Annotated in this window: 20 protein-coding genes; 5 read left to right on the top strand and 15 right to left on the bottom strand. The window is 48.5% G+C overall.

The window, feature by feature from the left end:
* Positions 1–3: 3 nt before the first annotated feature.
* From FCL48_RS00405 to FCL48_RS00395, 3 genes are all read right to left on the bottom strand, one after another.
* Positions 4–909 (bottom strand): regulatory iron-sulfur-containing complex subunit RicT, encoded by a 906-nt coding sequence (locus FCL48_RS00405; RefSeq protein WP_136870258.1) that lies wholly within the window; start codon positions 907–909, stop codon positions 4–6.
* 38 nt (positions 910–947) lie between these two features.
* Complete coding sequence (gene holB / locus FCL48_RS00400; protein ID WP_136870257.1) at positions 948–1,919, bottom strand: DNA polymerase III subunit delta'; 972 nt, start codon at positions 1,917–1,919, stop codon at positions 948–950.
* A 134-nt stretch (positions 1,920–2,053) separates the two neighbouring features.
* The gene (locus FCL48_RS00395; RefSeq protein ID WP_136870256.1) at positions 2,054–3,073 is read right to left on the bottom strand and encodes a 3'-5' exoribonuclease YhaM family protein; all 1,020 of its coding nucleotides are present in this window, start codon (positions 3,071–3,073) and stop codon (positions 2,054–2,056) included.
* Between the two features lie 310 nt (positions 3,074–3,383).
* Here FCL48_RS00395 and FCL48_RS00390 point away from each other — a divergent pair, with 310 nt between their 5' ends.
* Both FCL48_RS00390 and FCL48_RS00385 read left to right on the top strand, forming a co-directional pair.
* The gene (locus FCL48_RS00390; RefSeq protein WP_136870255.1) at positions 3,384–3,944 is read left to right on the top strand and encodes a glycine cleavage system protein R; all 561 of its coding nucleotides are present in this window, start codon (positions 3,384–3,386) and stop codon (positions 3,942–3,944) included.
* A 30-nt stretch (positions 3,945–3,974) separates the two neighbouring features.
* Positions 3,975–5,357 (top strand): PFL family protein, encoded by a 1,383-nt coding sequence (locus FCL48_RS00385; protein WP_136870254.1) that lies wholly within the window; start codon positions 3,975–3,977, stop codon positions 5,355–5,357.
* Between the two features lie 91 nt (positions 5,358–5,448).
* Here the strand turns inward: FCL48_RS00385 and FCL48_RS00380 are convergent, their stop codons facing one another.
* Positions 5,449–6,456, bottom strand: coding sequence for a diguanylate cyclase domain-containing protein (locus FCL48_RS00380; RefSeq protein ID WP_169309014.1), 1,008 nt, complete (start codon positions 6,454–6,456; stop codon positions 5,449–5,451).
* A gap of 57 nt (positions 6,457–6,513) precedes the next feature.
* Entirely contained in the window at positions 6,514–6,939 is a 426-nt protein-coding gene (locus FCL48_RS00375) for a hypothetical protein (RefSeq protein ID WP_136870252.1), read from the bottom strand.
* A 116-nt stretch (positions 6,940–7,055) separates the two neighbouring features.
* Between FCL48_RS00375 and yaaA the strand changes: the two genes are divergently transcribed.
* Positions 7,056–7,820, top strand: coding sequence for a peroxide stress protein YaaA (yaaA, locus tag FCL48_RS00370; RefSeq protein ID WP_136870251.1), 765 nt, complete (start codon positions 7,056–7,058; stop codon positions 7,818–7,820).
* Between the two features lie 9 nt (positions 7,821–7,829).
* On the opposite strand, the gene FCL48_RS00365 is transcribed toward yaaA, so the two are convergent.
* The 10 genes from FCL48_RS00365 to htpG form a co-directional block, all read right to left on the bottom strand.
* On the bottom strand, positions 7,830–8,318 hold the full coding sequence (locus FCL48_RS00365; RefSeq protein ID WP_136870250.1) for a hydrogenase maturation protease: 489 nt from the start codon (positions 8,316–8,318) through the stop codon (positions 7,830–7,832).
* Positions 8,315–8,797 carry an L-2-amino-thiazoline-4-carboxylic acid hydrolase gene (locus FCL48_RS00360; RefSeq protein ID WP_136870249.1) on the bottom strand — a complete coding sequence of 161 codons (483 nt, stop codon included), beginning with the start codon at positions 8,795–8,797 and terminating at the stop codon, positions 8,315–8,317. The genes FCL48_RS00365 and FCL48_RS00360 overlap by 4 nt, the downstream gene beginning before the upstream one ends.
* On the bottom strand, positions 8,794–9,045 hold the full coding sequence (locus FCL48_RS00355) for a ferredoxin family protein (protein ID WP_136870248.1): 252 nt from the start codon (positions 9,043–9,045) through the stop codon (positions 8,794–8,796). The genes FCL48_RS00360 and FCL48_RS00355 overlap by 4 nt, the downstream gene beginning before the upstream one ends.
* Positions 9,038–10,465 carry a Ni/Fe hydrogenase subunit alpha gene (locus FCL48_RS00350; RefSeq protein WP_136870247.1) on the bottom strand — a complete coding sequence of 476 codons (1,428 nt, stop codon included), beginning with the start codon at positions 10,463–10,465 and terminating at the stop codon, positions 9,038–9,040. The genes FCL48_RS00355 and FCL48_RS00350 overlap by 8 nt, the downstream gene beginning before the upstream one ends.
* Complete coding sequence (locus FCL48_RS00345; protein WP_136870246.1) at positions 10,462–11,394, bottom strand: methyl viologen-reducing hydrogenase; 933 nt, start codon at positions 11,392–11,394, stop codon at positions 10,462–10,464. The genes FCL48_RS00350 and FCL48_RS00345 overlap by 4 nt, the downstream gene beginning before the upstream one ends.
* Positions 11,395–11,424: 30 nt before the next feature.
* Entirely contained in the window at positions 11,425–11,919 is a 495-nt protein-coding gene (locus tag FCL48_RS00340; RefSeq protein WP_136870245.1) for a hypothetical protein, read from the bottom strand.
* Between the two features lie 264 nt (positions 11,920–12,183).
* Positions 12,184–12,807, bottom strand: a complete 624-nt coding sequence (locus FCL48_RS00335; RefSeq protein WP_240744695.1) for a YqaA family protein — start codon at positions 12,805–12,807, stop codon at positions 12,184–12,186.
* On the bottom strand, positions 12,791–13,435 hold the full coding sequence (locus tag FCL48_RS00330) for a protein-L-isoaspartate(D-aspartate) O-methyltransferase (RefSeq protein ID WP_136870244.1): 645 nt from the start codon (positions 13,433–13,435) through the stop codon (positions 12,791–12,793). Before FCL48_RS00330 ends, FCL48_RS00335 begins: the two co-directional genes overlap by 17 nt.
* Positions 13,435–13,821: a hypothetical protein gene (locus tag FCL48_RS00325; RefSeq protein WP_136870243.1), complete on the bottom strand. Its 387-nt coding sequence runs from the start codon at positions 13,819–13,821 to the stop codon at positions 13,435–13,437. Before FCL48_RS00325 ends, FCL48_RS00330 begins: the two co-directional genes overlap by 1 nt.
* Before the next feature lie 325 nt (positions 13,822–14,146).
* Positions 14,147–16,033 (bottom strand): molecular chaperone HtpG, encoded by a 1,887-nt coding sequence (gene htpG / locus FCL48_RS00320; RefSeq protein WP_136870242.1) that lies wholly within the window; start codon positions 16,031–16,033, stop codon positions 14,147–14,149.
* Between the two features lie 160 nt (positions 16,034–16,193).
* Here htpG and FCL48_RS00315 point away from each other — a divergent pair, with 160 nt between their 5' ends.
* Both FCL48_RS00315 and hemG read left to right on the top strand, forming a co-directional pair.
* Entirely contained in the window at positions 16,194–16,877 is a 684-nt protein-coding gene (locus FCL48_RS00315; protein WP_136870241.1) for a metallophosphoesterase, read from the top strand.
* Positions 16,874–18,268 carry a protoporphyrinogen oxidase gene (gene hemG / locus FCL48_RS00310; RefSeq protein WP_136870240.1) on the top strand — a complete coding sequence of 465 codons (1,395 nt, stop codon included), beginning with the start codon at positions 16,874–16,876 and terminating at the stop codon, positions 18,266–18,268. The genes FCL48_RS00315 and hemG overlap by 4 nt, the downstream gene beginning before the upstream one ends.
* Positions 18,269–18,320: the final 52 nt, after the last annotated feature.

Here is an 18,320-nt window from a genome sequence, read left to right as displayed (position 1 = left end):
GCTTTAGTCGTCACTGCTGTTGTTTTCTTTTTTCCTCTCTGTCGCCTGGCGTTTAACCGGCTGAAAAGACTGCCACTGATCTGCTGATAGAACCACATCTTCGCCGGAACTGTTTTCGGCTACAATAGAATTTTTCAGGACAATCTGCCGTCTGACCAGAAATACATCCCCGCCAATCTTGATACGCTTACCGGGTTTTGGCATCTCTTTTCGTTGCTTTTTATACGTATCGTATTCATATGTCAAACAGCAAAGAAGCCGGTTGCATACTCCGGATATCTTTGTCGGGTTAAGGGGCAGGTCCTGCTCTTTGGCCATCTTGATAGAAACAGAATCAAATTTTTTGATAAAAGATGAACAGCACAATTCCCTGCCACAGGTCCCAATCCCCCCAATCATTTTTGTTTCATGGCGCACTCCCACTTGGCGCATTTCCACACGGGTTCGAAATTCCTGGACCAGATCCTTGACCAGTCCTCTGAAATCAACCCGGTTATCGGCAGTAAAATAAAATATCATCTTACTTCCATTGAAAAATCGCTCTACCCGTACCAGATGCATGTTGAGTTTATGTTTTTTTATCAGGCTGGTGCAGGAAGAAAAAGCCCGTTCCTCACTCTCTGCAAGGTTAAGATATTTTTCATGTTCATTATCCTGGGCAACACGCTGAATGACATAGGTTGCCTTGCTGCTTGCATCCTTACATCCACATATCGGAGAATCCCTGGTAATTTTAGCCGGTTCCAGGCCATGATCCGTATGAACAAGAACAACGGTGCCAACAGTGAGACGGCCTGCTCCATAGGAGGCGGTGGAGTGCTGACCATCGTCACGAAAACGAATACGATAAAAATGCTGTTCGTCTTCTGGCTCGTGTTTGACTGGCTCTGTTTTTTCCGTTTCTGACATCGACCTTCTTCCTTTTATAACTGCTATTGCCTGGCGCCCTACTGTAACGTAAAGAGCAGGACCTCACAAACAAGATTTTTATTACAATTCCGAGTCAATCCCAACTCAGCATGATCAATCGCCTGCAATTTATCAAAGAGTTCTCTGGAACTCCAGCTTTTCAGCGCATGATTCACTCCTAAGAGTGACAGGATCTCTTCTTCACCCAAAAGTAAATCCCGGATCCACAAACGAAGCAAAGCCAGAAATGAGGGTAAATGTTCTTTCGTGGCCGCCATCTTTTCAGCCAGCCGCAATATCAGCCCGACGTCTCTATTCACATGCACTGCAGGATCACTGAGAACCGTCACAACCTCACGCCATAAACCGACCATCTCTTCCTTCTGCAGTGTCAGGGCCAAACCCGGACTTCCTTCAGACAGCCGTGCTAAAAGGCGTGCATCGGTTTTTTCAATCCCATGGGTGATGAGAATCGCCGATGTTTCTTCACGGGAAAGCGGCATAAAAGCGATAACCTGACACCTGGAAGTGAGTGTTGGCAGGATTTCCCGTGAGGAATCCGCGGTTAAGATGAGAAGATTACCTGGAGGCGGCTCTTCAAGAGTCTTCAGTAAACTATTTGCCGCCTCCCTCCTCATGGTGTGCACATCTTCAAGAACCACGACACGATGAGCGGATTCATAGGGAGGGTAACTCAAGGATTTAACCAGCTCACGAACCTGATCTATTTTAATCGCACCTTTATCCGGACGTACGACGGTAAAATCGGGGTGATTTCCCGAGTAGAGTTTCCTACAGGAGGCACAGACGCCGCAAGCCTCTACCGGGTTACCCGCTTTACAGTTTAAAGCCGCAGCAATTCCACGGCCGAAAAGACACTTGCCAACGCCATCGGGCCCTTTGAAGAGAAAGCCATGGGGCAGTCGGTCTCCCGCCAGGGTTCTGGCAAGTAACTTTTTCGCCTTTTCCTGCCCTGACAGCTGACTATAACTCAGTGGAGCATTATACATTGAGGCCTTTACCTACGACAGTCTGTCACGAATACCAAGGAATCCGCTGAGTGATGTTTACCCCACACCTTGCATAAACTGCCTGTGTGGTCATTCTGGTCTGTGTACCAGTTGCCATTTACCACCTGCCTCTATTAAAACAGGGTTCCCTGTCGTGAAGCTGCACAATCAGGTTCAGCAGGCGTCTCAGGTTTCTTTTCAAAGCCGCCAAGATAGAGATATCTCTCAAGGCTGCGCTGATAATCGGTCCAGCTCAACTCTTCCTTTTCCATTTTTCGCCGCAACTGTTCAATAATATTCATTTTTGCATCAAGATCATCGAGAAAACTCAGCATGAAGGCCTCCACTGTCATGGGCACCGTCGGAGAACCAAATTCCTGTCGCCCATGATGGCTCAGGATCAGATGCTGGACCTGCCCAAGGAGTTCCTGAGGGAAGTCACGGATTTTCTCAGCAACCCGGCCGACCATCTCACTGCCGATGACAAGATGTCCTTTCAGTCGACCCTGAACAGTGTAGTCAACAATACCGCATTCCATTTTCAGCTCTTCCAGCTTTCCGATGTCGTGAAGCAGGGCCCCTGTAATCAACAGGGAGCGGTCGACCCCTTCATAGTGGCTGGCAAGAAAATCAGCGACCTTCCCAACGGAGAGCGAATGCTCCATCAAACCACCAATATAAGCGTGATGGATACCTTTTGCAGCAGGCGCATCCTTAAAACGTGGCCACCAGTCACTTTTTATGAAAAAGGCCCCGAGAAGTTTTTTCAAAAATGGATCTTTTACCGTGCGGATAAGCTGCTGCAGTTCGATTGCCATCTCTTCCCGGCTCTTCAGAGAGGTAGGGAAGAAATCTCCTAACTCAACAACTTCTGCCACCACACTTTTCACATCATCTATTTTCAGCTGCAGCTGGTCTCGATACACCTGAACACTGCCCTGGCAGTGTACCACTTCACCTACAACACAAACGTCTTTGAGCGAGGTGGCATTTTCCCAGACAGGGCCGGACAGCTCACCACTTTTATCCATCAGGGTCAGGACAAGGTACGGCTTTCCCGCCCTGGTTTCCCCCATCTTTACCGATTTCACCAGAAAGAGATCATCCACAAGATCGCCTTCCTGTAAACTGCTCACGAATATTTTTTTAACCATCGATCTGTCTACATCCTACGGTCATCAAAAAACAAAATATCGTCTCTCCTTTTAGAAGAGATGAATTCTATACCCACCTTAAACAAAAAACTTTAACATACAAACATTAGAGAAAAAACACCCATACTTTCAAAACCTGCGTCAGCCAAAACTGGCCTTTTCGCCACCCCCAGGTTATATCACATACTTTTTCTTTCTTGCCCATTTTGACAATCGGTGGAATAATGGCGAGTTCTGCCAAAGTCAAAAGACCATATCGCTACACAGCCGTGGACCCATATTAATTACGCCGTACAGGAGCACAACAACGATGAGAAAACAGATGATCATTTCGGTGATGTCAAAAGACAGACCCGGTATCATAGCAAGTATAACGGGGGCTATATATAAACTCGGAGGGGACGTTGCCGACCTCAACCAGACCGTTCTTTGTGGCTACCTGACCATGATCCTCAACGCATCCTTTGAGGAAAGCGTTACTAAAGAAGATCTGCACGCTGCAATTTCCCATATCAAGACGAATTGTAAGTTTGAGGTTTCCATTAAAGAACTCGCTTCCGGTGATACTTTAGAAACCTCCGGCCCTCCGGAAGACACCTATATCCTGACGGTACAGGGCCCAAATAAGGGCGGAATAGTGCACGGTATCAGCCAGTTCTGTTTTGACCATAATATAAATATCTTTGATCTTGCAACGACACTCAAAGACGGCCAATACACAATGGCGCTGCAGCTCGACCTCAAAACCTGCACCTGTCCGATTGGCGAGCTGCAACAAAAACTTGAGACATATTCCGCTGAAAATGACCTTACGGTCATGATGCAGCACAACGATATCTTTCAGGTAACAAACGAAATCACCTTGCACTAAAGGTCCACCACTTCAGGAGACACCAAAAAAATGTTACGCTCTGACCAGATCCTTTCAACCGTCGAGATGATTCAAAAAGAAAATCTAGACGTTCGAACCGTGACAATGGGAATAAACCTTCTTGATTGCAGATCGGGGAATATAGAAGAAACCTGTAAAAAAATTGAAACCAAGATCATCACCTTTGCTGGAAACTTCGTTGCCACCTGTAATGAAATGAGCAAGAAGTATGGCATCCCGGTGGTCAACAAACGCATCTCGGTAACCCCGATTGCCCTGGTTGGAGCCGGTTTTAAAAAGGACGATTTTATCCTCATTGCCAAAACCCTTGACCGGGCAGCAACAAAGGTTGGGGTAGACATCCTCGGTGGCTTCTCTGCCCAGGTTGAAAAGGGCATGACCGAAACCGACCGCGAATTTATTGCCTCGGTCCCGGAGGCCCTGGCGCAAACGGAAAAAATCTGCGCTTCCATCAACATCGCTACAACCCATAAAGGCATCAATATGGATGCCCTTGCAATCATGGGACAAACCGTAAAAGATCTCGCCGAAATGACTGCAGACCAGGGTGGCTTTGGTGCGGCTAAATTTGTTGTCTTCTGTAACCAGCCAGGTGACAATCCCTTCATGGCGGGCGCTATCCACGGGGTAGAAGAGGCCGAGGCGGTTCTCAACGTTGGTGTCAGTGGCCCCGGCGTTATTGCACGGGCTCTGGAACGGCTCATCGCCAAACACCCCGAGCCAGGCAGCCTCCAGTTTGACGAGCTTGCCGAAGAAATTAAGCAGACAACCTTTCGTGTCACCAGATGTGGTGAACTCATCGGCCGGGCGGTATCCATGTCCCTTGGCATCGAATTTGGTGTAGTGGATCTCTCCCTTGCACCAACCCCCACCATTGGCGACAGTGTCGGGGAAATCTTTAAAATCTTAGGTGTCGATTCTGTCGGAGCTCCCGGCTCCACAGCCATCCTGGCCATGCTCAACGACGCGGTGAAAAAAGGCGGGATTTTCGCCAGTAAAACCGTGGGTGGACTGAGCGGTGCTTTTATCCCCGTCATGGAGGATGCGGTCCTCGCCGAGGCAGTGGGGGATGGATCTCTCACCCTTGAAAAACTTGAAGCAATGACCTGCGTCTGTTCAGTCGGCCTTGATATGATTGCCATCCCCGGCTCCGTTGACGCCGACACCATTGCAGCGATTATTGCCGATGAAATGGCCCTTGGGGTAATCAACTCAAAAACTACTGCAGCAAGGCTGATTCCAGTCCCCGGCAAAGAAGTCGGAGACCACGTCAACTTTGGAGGACTTTTTGGTGCAAGTCCGATTATGCCTGTAAATAACGTTGGCAAATCCAGCAGATTTATTGCATGGGGTGGAAGAATGCCCGCTCCAATCCACAGTTTTAAAAACTAAGCCACGATACGCCAGGCACACTTGTCAATTTAAAAAACTAAAAAAAGAGGAGAGAGCAACCTGTTCTCTCCTCTTTCGTCCTTCCTCATTTTTATGGCACCTTATAGGAATTGTGGCGGATACAGTTTCGCCCAGCAGCTTTTGCCTCAGCAAGTGCTTTCTCCGCCTCGCCTATCAGATGGAATTTTTTCCCTTTTGCAGATGGCAATACCGTCGCCCCGCCAACACTGATAGTGACATGACCAGCCACAGGAGAGGTGCTATGATCGATGAGAAGAGCTCTGACATTTTCAAGCATTCTCTCGGCCACAAGCATTGCCCCATGGCTGTCGGTATCAGGGAGAATAACCGCAAACTGATCCCCTCCATACCTCGCCACGATATCCACAGGTCGCAGGAGGCCCAGATGGATTACCCCCGCCAGTGCACACAGGCAATTGTCACCTTCCCCGCGACCGTAACTTCGGTTAAACTCTCTTAAATAATCCACATCAATAAACAACAAAGACAACGGCTTTTTGTTGCGTGTCGCCTGCCGCCACTCTTTTTGCATATTTTCGTCAAAATAGTGGCGATTGAAAAGACCGGTCAGCCCGTCAAGGGCGGAAAATGTCTCCTGCTTTTCATAGGTTTCGGCAAGCTCCTGATAGACAACTTCAAGTTCTAATTTTCTGGCATCGAGTTCATCTGCAAGTAACGTCACTGTTTTTTCCAGTTGATGGAGTTGAAGATAGACCTGAAGCTTATCCTGGAGAAACTTCGGGGAAAAGGGCAAGACAATGTAATCAATGAACTCTGAGGTTGTTTGCCTGCACAGACGCAAGGCCTCCTCCTGGCTGGTCGTCATAAAAATAATAGGAGTGGCTGGTTGGGTTTGAAAAATCCTGATCCATTCGTCAATGCCCCCTGCATCCACGCCACGTGCAGTGGTATCGAACAGGACAACTGCAAACTCATGGGCTACATACAGTCTTGCAATTTCAGCCCTGTCCGTTGCATACATCAGTTCAATGTCAGTCCGTCCGGTTAAGGCCACAGAAATTTCCAAACCGACCCCGTGCTCTGAATCAGATACGATGAGAATAGCAGTCTTTTTCATTTCAGGCCTCATCAGGGTGCATCCCATCTCTCCCTTTATTTTCTACTCATTTTCCCATCAGCGGGAGGCAGATACGGCAGCTTCAGCAATTCGCGCCATGAGATAATGGGCAAGTTTTTCATCATCTTCAAACATATCAAAACAATAGCCGTCACTTCCGGCAAGGCCACCAGGGATGAGCTCTCCCCGTTCATCAGGGTCGGTGATCATGTCTTCATAAAAACAGACCGACAGCCAGCGTGCTGCCGGATCATCATCGATCACGTCAACAATGGCAAAAAGATCCCTGTCTTTTTGTCTGGCATGTTTAGGCCGCATGGAGTAGCTGACGCCTGGCCTTGCGGCAAACTGGAGTTCTACATCCGCCAGTTCCTTTAATTGCAGATAGAAACGTTCAAACCATTGACGCATGGGCTCTGTATCCCCTGCCCACTCCGCTATAAATGATTCAATTTCAGCCGTTGCTCCACCATTTCCTGACATATCATCCTCCTTCCGATGAACCTTTATGGAACGTTGCATTTCAACCAGAACTACAATATAAACTATACCATTATCATAGTTTATTAACCCATCACATAAATTCTTGAAATAACTTTATGCAACTCATTACAGCTCCATCAAAAACCCAAGAGTTCAACGGTCGACTCTCTGACGTCTTTACAATACCACACTGTATCCGTACCAGTGAACAGATCAACAACAGCCTGAGAGCCATGGACAAAGAGGGACTCTCACAGCTGATGAAAACCAGTCCAAAACTGACCGAATCAACCTATCGACGAATCCATGATTTCGTTACCCCGTTTACTCTCAAAAACGCCAGACAGGCACTCTTTACCTTTCAAGGGGATGCCTATGCAGCAATAGAAGCCGAAAGCTACAGTGAAATCCAGCTGCAGTACGCACAAAACCACCTCTGCATCCTCTCAGGACTCTATGGGCTGCTCCGCCCCCTTGACCTGATGCAGCCCTACCGACTCGAAATGGCCGCCAAGCTTGAAGTAAATGGTTGTAAAAATCTCTATGAACTCTGGCAAAAGGAGGTTACAGCGCTGCTCAACAGCAGATGTACAATGGATGACGAGCAGGCCGTCGTGAACCTGGCCTCAGCGGAGTACTCCAGGGTCATCGACAAAAAACAGCTCAAGGCGAAGATGATTGAGGTGGTGTTTCAACAGGAACATAAGGGCAAGTTAAAAACTATTCCCATCCACTCCAAGAAAGCGCGTGGCCTCATGATCCATTTTGCCATCAGCAACAGAATTGAGAAAACCGCAGACCTGAAAAATTTTGATCTGGATGGGTACAGCGTCAATAAGGCAGAATCAAATGATCTGAAGTGGATCTTCCGAAAAAGGTAATGAAGCCATTCAGCAAGTTCTGAATAAGGGCCGGGGCTTACAACCCGCTAAAGAGACAATGCGACCTAAGGCCTCAGGGATTGCCTCGGCCACTTCCAGGGAGAGTCCTTTACCAAGCTGATCAAAACAGCGCCCCTCCACCCCTACGAGCATGACCTCTTTAGGGCAACGCTCTGGATAGATTTTTCGTGTGACTTCTATGGCCTCACGCACACCAAGGCCATGGCCGCTTACCGGCCTGCCTTGAGTCGCCGGCAGATCAGCCCAGCAGAGTTCCACCACAGACCCTGCCGGAAACCCCAGCTGCACCCCGTCAACAACCACAAGCAGATCTTCCCCCTGAAGCTCTTCTATGAGATCAATCCCGCCGAGGCCAAGAAATTTCACCCGCACCGTTTCAGGCCATTTATATCCTGCCAGCTCCTGAAAAATAACCTGACCTACGCCGTCATCTGCCACCAGCTGGTTACCAATGCAGACGACAAGGACCGTTCTCACACCTGCCTCAAAGGGGCAGCACCGCTAAAGGCAATGGCAAAAGAACACTGTTCACCGACAGATAGCGTTTTTGGACGAGCGGGACGGCCGATAAGCTCTGCCATAATTCCGGAAAAATAGTAATGAAACATCTGACAGGCCTCACCACCGAGTTCATAGCCTCTATTCCGGCAGACACTACCGATAGGGCAACTTTTAAGATCAATCACAACCCCAGCCCCTTCAACACGACCATCAATTTCCATCTGCTGGATCTGAAAAACCCGAAGTACCTCGGATAATACCTCTTCAGTATCTCCCTGCTGCAGATGCACTGGCAGATTCGCCGCCATCTTCCGGCCCGCGGCAACAGCGAGTGCCGGGGTCGACTTGCCAACAAAGGTAACAATAGTCTCTATAAAAATATCCAGAAGAAAGGACACCTCGGTAAAGGCCTTATCGTAATCATCCAAGGTCAAAGACAGTTCAGTATTACTCATAGAAATTTCTCCATCCTGCTGCTGAATTCGATGTTGCGATAGAAATTTTTCACCTGGTGGTAATCCTTGTGACGAATGGCCATGGAGGGACAGATATAGGCACAACTGAGACAGGCAATACAATTTTCCACAACAGCCACCCTTGCTTTTTGCGTCTGCTCATCAAAGACAAAACAGTCGGTGGGACAGACATCAAGACAGAGCTGGCAGCCCCGGCAGGAGTTTTCATGAATTGTCATCTCAAGCATATTTTCCTCTCACTATTCTTTTTCTTACCTCTCCTCCCTGGCGCATCTCCACGTCAAGGCCCATCCGGCCAATGGCGTGGGTGGAGCAGGCAAGACAGGGGTCATAGCAGCGCACGATAAATTCGATGCCATTGAGAATTTTTTCACCCGATTCGTTTGCAGGCAAGGCGTTTGCCCCCTGCTTGATCGAAGCATTTATGGCCGCAGTATTCTGCTGGGTTGCAATAATCATATTTGCCGCCCGAACGATGCCCTTGTCATCAATCTCGTAATCGTGGATCAAGGTCCCGCGTGGTGCCTCGATATGGGCAACACCGCGGCCTGCTTTCATGGGAGCCGGAACCCGGGTAGGCCCTTTTATCTTCGAAGATTGGCTCAGGACAACCGCGTTTTCACAGGCATACATCAACTCCACAAGTTTTGCGTACATCTGAACCACAGCGTTGTGACAGGGCCTGCCAAAACGCTCCCGAAAAACTTCAAACTCCCGGTGGGCAAGAGGAGTATCGATACCGTCGATCACATTAAAGCGGGCAAGTGTACTGACCCGGTACATATGTTCACTGCCCTGATGGTCAAAATAGACCTCTTTGGCGTAGGAGTAGCTCACTGTCCGCTCTACAATATATTTATCATAGTCGCTTGCCGGAAACTCTCTTTGTAAAGCCCCCTTTTCATCGACCACCCGGAGGATGCCATCATAAAAACTCAAGCCCCCGTTGTTATTCACAGAGCCCATGTACCAGGTTGGAATATTGAGCTGGCGGAGCAATGCCGGGTTATCATCAAACAGCCCCAGGAGCAGGTCCCTCGTCTGACCAAAGAGATCCTGAATCAGGGAAAGGGCCTCAGTGCTCAACTCCTGCAAGCGCTTGCACTGGCCATCACTGATGGTAAAAGAGAGCCCTCCTGCAACAGCTGTGACGGGATGAATCCCCCGGCCCCCGATCACCTCATTGATTTTCTGGCCAAGGGTGCGAAGACGCAGGCCCTTCTGGGTGAGCTCGGGTTCTTTTTCAGCCATCCCCACAATATTCTGGGTTGCCGCATCTCCCCCAAGACCAAAAACAAGATCAGGGCCGGCAAGGACAAACAACGACAGTGCATGGGAATGGATCACATGACCCATGTACATCAGCTCTCTCAGCAGACGCGCGGCTTCTGGGATCTCGACACCAGTACAGTTATCAAGGGCCTTTGCAGCCACCAGATGGTGAGCAGTGGGACAGACCCCGCAGATGCGAGCCGTTACCTGGGGAAGCGTATGGGCCTCCATGCCAAGCAGGATTCGCTCAAAGCCACGGAGTTCGTTGACGCAGAAATGGGCTTCATCCACCTGACCGTTTTCATCACAGTCAAGCAAGACCCTTGCGTGGCCCTCAATACGTGTCACGGGATCAATTTTTATGGTTGTTGTCATCGTGCCTCTCTCTCGGCTATCCACTTTCGTATCAAAAACGTAGGCTTATTTCCAATCATCTTGGTTGCCATGGCGTATGCGTAGTGGGTTTTTGCAGATTTTTCCAGATGGGTTTTAATGGTCTCATAGGGAATTTTTGTAAGCCGTGACATCCGCTCACTTATTTCGGTTCTGAGATCGCGGGTGGGCTCGGACAGCACCTGCATGGTAGGCCCCGCACAACCACTGCAGGCGATACCATGATTGGGACAGGGAGCAAGGCAGCGATCAAGGGTCACCGACCCCTGACAGATGAAGCCCTGACTGAGAAAACAGGTTTCTCCATCTGCATAACTTGATGTCGGATCCTGTATCTCGGTAACAGCCGTTTTCTTCATAACCCGGTGACACCCTGCACAGACGGTCTCTTTGTGTACCCGGGGAGCTGTCCTGTTTATAAGACTGCTGAGACCTTCAAGTATAAAGTGTGAATGGGGTGGACATCCAGGCAGATAGAGATCCACCTCGATGACCTCGTCTATGGGGGTTACCATCTTTCCAAGGGCTGAGATGGAGTTATTGGGAAGAGTGTCCGTTTTCGTGGTCGGACTATGGCGATATACGTGGTCCATGATCTCTTCACGACTATGGGCCAGGCCCGCCCCATGGAAACCGCCATATACAGCACAGGTACCAAAGGCGATGATGGTTTTACATTTTTGCCGCATGGCAATGGCGGCTTCACGGTCATGCTCTGTTCGCACAGAACCGGTTACAATACCTATATCCGCCTCAGGATAGTCTTTCTCATCGGTCAGTACCGGGCATTTTAAAATCTCAACCGATTGCAGTACCTGCAACATTTTCTCATGCAGATCAACAATTGCAACGTGACAGCCGCCACAGTCACAGAGCCATTCTGTATTCAACCGAACCTTACTTCCACTCATATGCCCCTCCTGGACCATTCGGGTATCACCTTACTTTTTCACCGTCAGCAACTTCAAACAGCTATTTTCCCCGGCATGCTTTATCTCAAGGGTGGTTTTTCTGCCCATAATCGATTCAAGGGCACCTGCAAAAAAACCGTACATCATGTTACACAGGGAACCCTGCTGAAGGTGACCGAACCGGAGCAGAGCCTGGCGGATCATGCAATCGCGAAAGACCAGTAACAGCTGCTGGTCTCCTTCAGGGGTTGAGGTGATAAAGTCATTCTGCTGTTGTGGCTTAAACGGCTCAAAGCCCCAGAGACAATTGTTGGCCACAAGAATATTTCTGACCTCGTCTATGGCCTCCATGAGGTCCTGGGTGGGCTTTGCACCTGCTGAAAACTTTCGCCCGAGGTTTCTCCCCGCCGACATAGTCATGCTGTTAGCCCCACGGCCAAGAATCGGCTCGATACCGGCGGACAGGGCTGCCATAAAATTCATGGTTTCCTGCAGGGTGCGTCTCTTTTTTAAAATTTCATCCACAAGCAAATCCCTCTCTGTTTTGTGGGAGATCAATTTCTTAGCCGGTGAGAAAAACTGCAGACGCAGCTCCACCTGCAAAGAAGTGTTACCCGCTAAAGGCCCTAAAAATACTTAAGAATATTTATTTTATGTGGACTTTGAGATAAACTCAAGGAAAAGATTTTCGCCTGACAGAAGTAAGGGGTCAGACAAAACAACTGGAGGTGTACTGAACGAACGGTTTACCTGGCTTTACAAAAAAAGCTTGAGGAGATCGTGCAACTTTTAGTCGGCCAGGACAAGTTTTATCAGGAGAAAACCACCAATCAGAAGAACCACAAAGGCAATGGAGAGGATATTGAAATAGCGGTCGATAAATGTTTTAATCCGCGGCCCGAATTTCCAGATGAGACCTGCAACAAGAAAAAAACGGGCAGACCTTGCCACAAGAGAGACGATCATAAAGGTAACGAAGTTCGAATGGACAAAACCGGCTGTGATCGTAAACAACTTATAGGGGATGGGAGTAAAACCAGCCGTTCCAACAATCCAGACGTCGTACTCTTTAAAATACTGCTGTACCATCTGGTATTTGTTACCCAGGCCATACCAGTCAATAATGGACATACCAATACCATCCATAAACCAGTAGCCAAGGCCATAGCCCAGAGCCCCACCTAAAACAGAACCCACAGAACAGATAGCAGCATAACGAAATGACAGCGCCGGCAGCGCTATACAAAGAGCAATGAGAAAAATATCAGGAGGCAGCGGGAAAAAGGAAGACTCGATGAAAGCTATAAAAAAAAGAGCCCACACCCCATACTTGCCGCTTATCCATTCCATACAGACATCATACAGTCTGCGCACAACTCCAGGTGATACCTTTTCCTCACTTATTCCAGCCATGCTCTCCTACCAAGTCAACAAATCGGACACTGGCAAGAGATACGATCTCCACCTGGCCTTCATTTTTTCGTACCAACTGTAATTCCTGAACATTCTGATCACCAACCGGAATGATGAGCCGGCCGCCTTCATTGAGCTGATCAATGAGTGGCTGAGGGATTTCAGGCCCGCCTGCCGTCACAATAATTGCATCGTAAGGGCCATTTTCCGGCCAGCCCATGGTACCGTCATCAAGCTTTGCCCGGATATTATAGTAACGAAGTTTGTCAAAAATTTTACGCGCTCTTGCAAGGAGAGAATTGATCCGCTCAACGGTATACACCTGGCTGCAGATTCGGGAGAGTACAGCCGCCTGATACCCCGAGCCAGTGCCAATCTCCAGAACCTTATCGTCAGCTCCGAGTTCCAGGGCCTGGGTCATCATGGCAACAATATACGGCTGTGAGATTGTCTGTCCCGCTCCTATTGGGAGAGGGTGGTCGCCATAGGCCCTTCCCTGCATGGCATCATCGACAAAAAGATGCCTGGGCACGGTGAGCATTGCTTCAATGGTGTTCCGGTCAACAATCCCCCGGGCGAGGAGCTGCTCCTGCACCATCTTGGTGCGACTTGTCGCAAATTGTTCCATTAGTTTTTATTTTGCCAGGAAAAATCATCTGCCCAGTTGAGGTCATCCTCATCATTTGAGGAAAAAAGGCTGTCAGTTACTATACCGTTTGCAAAGGTGATCACTGCCCTGTTGATCTCTGGGCTACCAAGATATTTACCGAGCAATGGCGTCTTTTCAAAACCGCTTTTCTTTGCCTGGGTATACAGCCATTTCTCCGTGCCATCTTCAAGTACCTGCTGCTCATCAGGGTCACCGAGAAAAATTAGCACATCTTCCCGTGTTGACTGGCCGACCTGCACAAGTGCAATATCAGCGGCAAGATGGCGCACCGGGTTAATATAACAGCCTGAGAGCAGGCAGACAGTCAAAGCAAGGAGTACAACGTAGCATCTTGAGGTCTTCATGGGAATCTCCAAACCAGCAATTATTGTTGTTTTCTAGAACAACTCTATAGTCTGTGACATGGCTTTTTTCAACGAATAACAGGCTGAACCGATGAATACTATCATATTAATCAGTTAATTCTCTCCCTTTTTACATGCTTTTCATCAGCCTGTGCCCCAAAAGCATCATAAAGGCCTGTCAGAAAAAACAAAAAAACTCCACCCCCAAAGCAACGGGGATGGAGCGTAATGCTTGAGCAGCCGACAGCCGTAACCTTACCGCTGAACCTCTGCCGACAAAACAAGCCAATAAGAGACTACAAAATAGCCTGGCTCATCTTTTCTTTTACAGGGCGTCGTTCTCCACCACCCTGCTGAGAATTTTATAGTTTCTTTCAACCATCTCGAGAGGATCCACTACAAGCCCCGCCTGAATCATTGCATTGTCATGGATCTGCTGAGCCACCTGTGCAGCAAAATCAGCATCCGTCTTGTGCAGCTCAGCAAGTTTTATGATGAGGTTGTTTTTGGGATTGATTTCAAGCTTTTTCTTGCTTTTTTCCATTCCGGGAAAACCCTGCTCTTTCCTGCTGGCGGCCATGATGCGCTCCATGGAAGAGGTCATATAGCTATCGGGGTTAACTATCATTGCAGGAGAATCAACAAGACGCTTTGACACAGAGACTTCAGATACATGGTCTGCGAGAACTTCCTGCATCCACTTGGTGAGAGTTTCCATATCCTCACCGGCCTGTTTTTCTTCATCACTGTTTTTCTCTTTATTCTCCTCATCGCTATCTTTTGCCAGCGAAAGGTCGGCACCATCGGCGGACTTCAACTTCTTACCATCAAACTCGCCTAAATGATTGAGGACAAAATCGTCAATTGGCTCAAGGGTATAGAGAATTTCTATATCTTTTTGCTTGAACATCTCAACATATGGACCGGCCTCGATGGACGCCCTGTTTGGCCCGTTGATGAAATAGATTTCCTCCTGATCCGGATTCATTCTCAGGACATAATCCGCAAGGGAAACTGGCTTGCCCGCCTCAGATTTAGAGGACTCAAAGCGTAGAAGCTTGCCAATTTCTTTCTGATATTCGTAGTCGGAGGTTGCACCTTCTTTAAGAAAAATGCCGAAGGTTGACCAGAATTCCAGATATTTTTCTGGCTCTTTTGTCGCCTGCTCATCGAGATATTTCAGAAAACGCTTGGTGATGACCTTGCGGATTTTAGCAACCAGGGCATTGTCCTGCAACGCCTGTCTTGAGATATTCAACGGCAGATCTTCACTATCGACAACCCCTTTTAAAAATCTCAGCCATTCAGGCAGAATGGTCTTAGAGTGCTGATCGATGAGAATTCTCTGACAGTAGAGATTAACGCCGGGGTCCATTTTGCCAAAACCAAAACCCTCAAAGTTTTCAGCAGGAACAAAGAGTAACGCATTAATGGCAAGAGGGGCGTCCGCTGAGAAATGCAGCTTATACATGGGGTCTGTTGCGGCATTTGCAACGAATTTATAGAACTCCACATATTCTTCATCCTTGATGTCACTGCGATTTTTGGTCCAGAGCGCCTGTACCGAATTGAGGGTCTCTTCACCGAGTTTAATGGGAAAGGCGACAAATGAAGAGTACTGCTTGACGATCGATTTTATTTTCCATTCCTGAGCGTAATCTTTGGCGTCTTCTTTGAGCTCAATGATGATTTTAGTGCCCCTGTGCAGCCCTGGCACCTCTGTGATAGTGTATGATCCTGTGCCATCGGATACCCACTCGTTGCCCTCAGACTTATTCCAGGAACGGCTCTGCACCCTAACGGTCGCTCCGGCCATAAATGCCGAATAAAAGCCAACACCAAACTGACCTATCAGACTGACGTCTTTTTTCGCAGCTTCTACAAGCTCTGCGAGATAGGTGTTAGAACCCGAATGAGCAATGGTACCGAGATTGTTTTCCAACTCAGCGCGGGTCATACCAATACCGGTATCGGTAATGGTCAGGGTGTTTTTCTTTTCATCAAGCGCAATGGTAATCTCCAGAGGCAGATGATCATCAAAAATCTCAGTGGCAGTCACACTCTCATGCCTGAACTTCTCAAGAGCATCCGCTGCGTTTGAGATAAGTTCACGGATAAAAACATCTCTTTCGGTGTAGAGAGAATTAATTACAATATCGAGGAGTTTTTTTGTCTCTGCCTTGAACTCAAATGTTTCTTTTTCTACTGTCATTTTTTACCTCACGTAATTCAATTGTTTAAAGAAAAGAATAATGATCTTTCCTTTCCATTGATGTATTATTTAAATTCGGCCAAAATGTTAAGCATCCATGTTACCCTGTCAAGAGCTGTCATCTGCCTCTGACTCGCACCTATTGCCCGCTTAAATTACCATGAAAATCATAGCCGTAGGCGACATACACATGGCCCCGGAATATCTTGAAAGAATTCCAGGGATCGAGGATGCAGACCTTATTCTATTAAATGGGGATCTTACCAATTACGGAGGCAAGCAGGAGGTGCGTCAGGTCCTCAACCGGGCGCTTGCCGTAAATCCACGCTGCCTTGCCCAATTCGGCAATCTCGACAAACCCGAGGTGAATACCTATCTGGAGGACCTTGGAATAAATTTGCATGGCCAGGCAAGGCTGGTTGACGACAGGGTCTGTCTTGTTGGTATTGGTGGCTCTAATTTCACCCCCTTTTCAACACCTTCTGAGTTTTCAGAAGCAGAGATTTCCACCCTGGCCAAAGCCGTCTACAGACAAGGCATGGAGTACGTTTCCCTTGCTGAACCACTGTACAAAAGGAAAATTCCGATCCTGCTCATCTCCCATACACCGCCCTATAATACCAGGCTTGATCGGATTCGCAGCGGAAAGCATGTTGGTTCCACTGCCATCCGCAACCTTATAGAAACATATCAACCCGCCCTTTGTGTCGCAGGACATATCCATGAGGCCAAGGGGACAGATGCCATAGAAAACTGCCCCATTGTCAATCCCGGGATGTTACGCAACGGCGGCTGGGTTGCTATTACCATAGAAAATTCTGAAATAAACATAGATCTTCAATGAACGATACATACCAGACACTCATTTTAGGCGGCGGGCTTTCCGGGCTTACCGTGGCACATAAATTACAACTCCAGGCCCCAAACCACAGCTTCTGTATTCTTGAAAAAGACGGACGGACAGGTGGTGTCATCAAAACCCACAGAGAAGGTGGCTTTATCACCGAGATAGGCCCCCATGGTTTTTTGGATAACTGCGAGGAATCAAAACAGCTTCTTCGGGAAACCGGCCTTGACAGTGAAACAGTGAAGGCACCACTGATTGACTTTGTCAGATACGTCTATCTTGGAGGCAGGCTGAACCTGATCCCCCAGACACCCCGCAAAATTCTCATGGCACCACTGATTCCCTGGCATGCCAAACTGCGGGTACTCGCTGATCTGTGGAAACCCGTTCTTGAGGGAGAGCCTACCGTGGCAAAGTGGATCAGTCACCGGTTTGGCCCTGCTCTTCTTCCCTATGTAGACGCAGTTTACACCGGCACCTATGCCGGAGATTTTGATAAACTCACCATAGACAGCGTTATGCCTGGGGTGAGAGCTCTGGAGCGGCAGTATGGCTCTGTACTCCGTGGCCTGCTGGCAAAGATGCGTCAGAAAAAAAAGGAAGGTGGTCCAAAACTCTCCATGCCCGCCATGACCAGTTTTCCCCTTGGGATGGTTCGTCTGGTTGAGCGACTTGCGGAAAACCTTGTCCCCGGTAAAAATCTCAGACTCAACTGCGGAGTAACCGCCATTCGCAGAACCAACCATGGTTGGGAGGTTACCGCCGGAGACCGACTTTTCACCGCTCAGAACCTTGTCTGCTGTCTGCCTATCAACGCGGCCTTAAAACTCATGGCTGAGGTGGACCCATACCTCCCTCTGCAATCGGTTCCCCAGACCTGGATCTCAACGGTTGTCTTCGGCTTTACCGATGATGTTGTCATCCCGCCGGGCTTTGGCTTTCTCACCCCGGAACAGGAGCAGCGCTTTACCCTCGGCGCACTTTTTTCCTCGAACATGTTTCCCGGAAGGGCACCGGAAGGCCACGTCGTTTTTGAAACTCTCATTGGTGGCAGACGACACCCCGAACGTCTTGACCTTGACCAGGAGACAATGACGCGGCTCGCTCTAAAAGATGTCCAAGACATATTGAACATTAAAAAGGATCCCGTCTACACGACAATCCTTCGCTCCGATGGCGGTATCCCCCAACTTGAACGGAAATATCCAGAATTACTTGCCTGGCAAAAATCTGTTCAGGAAAAAGACAAGAGCCTTTTTATCTGCGGCTTTGGCTGGGAGGGTATCGGGCTAAATGACATGATGAAAAGCGGCACCAGGGTCGCTGAAGCACTCCTTAACTCTTCGGGCAAAAAGTACGATGCGGAGCTCAAAGGCGTCTATTTTTAATCAAGAGCCTCAGACATCAAACTGTTATCAGAGACCCGCTACAGAAACACAA

The organism is Desulforhopalus sp. IMCC35007 (genome assembly GCF_005116575.1).
Classification (GTDB): Bacteria; Desulfobacterota; Desulfobulbia; order Desulfobulbales; family Desulfocapsaceae; genus Desulforhopalus_A.
Note: the sequence above shows the minus strand (reverse complement) of the source record. Positions and strands in the feature narration are given on the sequence as shown.

Coding starts and splice junctions, on each gene's coding strand:
- htpG (WP_136870242.1), bottom strand. CDS start 16,033: ATGACAGTAGAAAAAGAAACATTTGAGTTCAAGGCAGAGACAAAAAAA.
- FCL48_RS00315 (WP_136870241.1), top strand. CDS start 16,194: ATGAAAATCATAGCCGTAGGCGACATACACATGGCCCCGGAATATCTT.
- FCL48_RS00335 (WP_240744695.1), bottom strand. CDS start 12,807: ATGGCTGGAATAAGTGAGGAAAAGGTATCACCTGGAGTTGTGCGCAGA.
- FCL48_RS00380 (WP_169309014.1), bottom strand. CDS start 6,456: ATGAAAAAGACTGCTATTCTCATCGTATCTGATTCAGAGCACGGGGTC.
- FCL48_RS00395 (WP_136870256.1), bottom strand. CDS start 3,073: ATGGTTAAAAAAATATTCGTGAGCAGTTTACAGGAAGGCGATCTTGTG.
- FCL48_RS00345 (WP_136870246.1), bottom strand. CDS start 11,394: ATGAGTGGAAGTAAGGTTCGGTTGAATACAGAATGGCTCTGTGACTGT.
- FCL48_RS00355 (WP_136870248.1), bottom strand. CDS start 9,045: ATGCTTGAGATGACAATTCATGAAAACTCCTGCCGGGGCTGCCAGCTC.
- yaaA (WP_136870251.1), top strand. CDS start 7,056: ATGCAACTCATTACAGCTCCATCAAAAACCCAAGAGTTCAACGGTCGA.
- FCL48_RS00390 (WP_136870255.1), top strand. CDS start 3,384: ATGAGAAAACAGATGATCATTTCGGTGATGTCAAAAGACAGACCCGGT.
- FCL48_RS00360 (WP_136870249.1), bottom strand. CDS start 8,797: ATGAGTAATACTGAACTGTCTTTGACCTTGGATGATTACGATAAGGCC.
- FCL48_RS00350 (WP_136870247.1), bottom strand. CDS start 10,465: ATGACAACAACCATAAAAATTGATCCCGTGACACGTATTGAGGGCCAC.
- FCL48_RS00325 (WP_136870243.1), bottom strand. CDS start 13,821: ATGAAGACCTCAAGATGCTACGTTGTACTCCTTGCTTTGACTGTCTGC.
- hemG (WP_136870240.1), top strand. CDS start 16,874: ATGAACGATACATACCAGACACTCATTTTAGGCGGCGGGCTTTCCGGG.
- FCL48_RS00375 (WP_136870252.1), bottom strand. CDS start 6,939: ATGTCAGGAAATGGTGGAGCAACGGCTGAAATTGAATCATTTATAGCG.
- FCL48_RS00385 (WP_136870254.1), top strand. CDS start 3,975: ATGTTACGCTCTGACCAGATCCTTTCAACCGTCGAGATGATTCAAAAA.
- holB (WP_136870257.1), bottom strand. CDS start 1,919: ATGTATAATGCTCCACTGAGTTATAGTCAGCTGTCAGGGCAGGAAAAG.
- FCL48_RS00405 (WP_136870258.1), bottom strand. CDS start 909: ATGTCAGAAACGGAAAAAACAGAGCCAGTCAAACACGAGCCAGAAGAC.
- FCL48_RS00330 (WP_136870244.1), bottom strand. CDS start 13,435: ATGGAACAATTTGCGACAAGTCGCACCAAGATGGTGCAGGAGCAGCTC.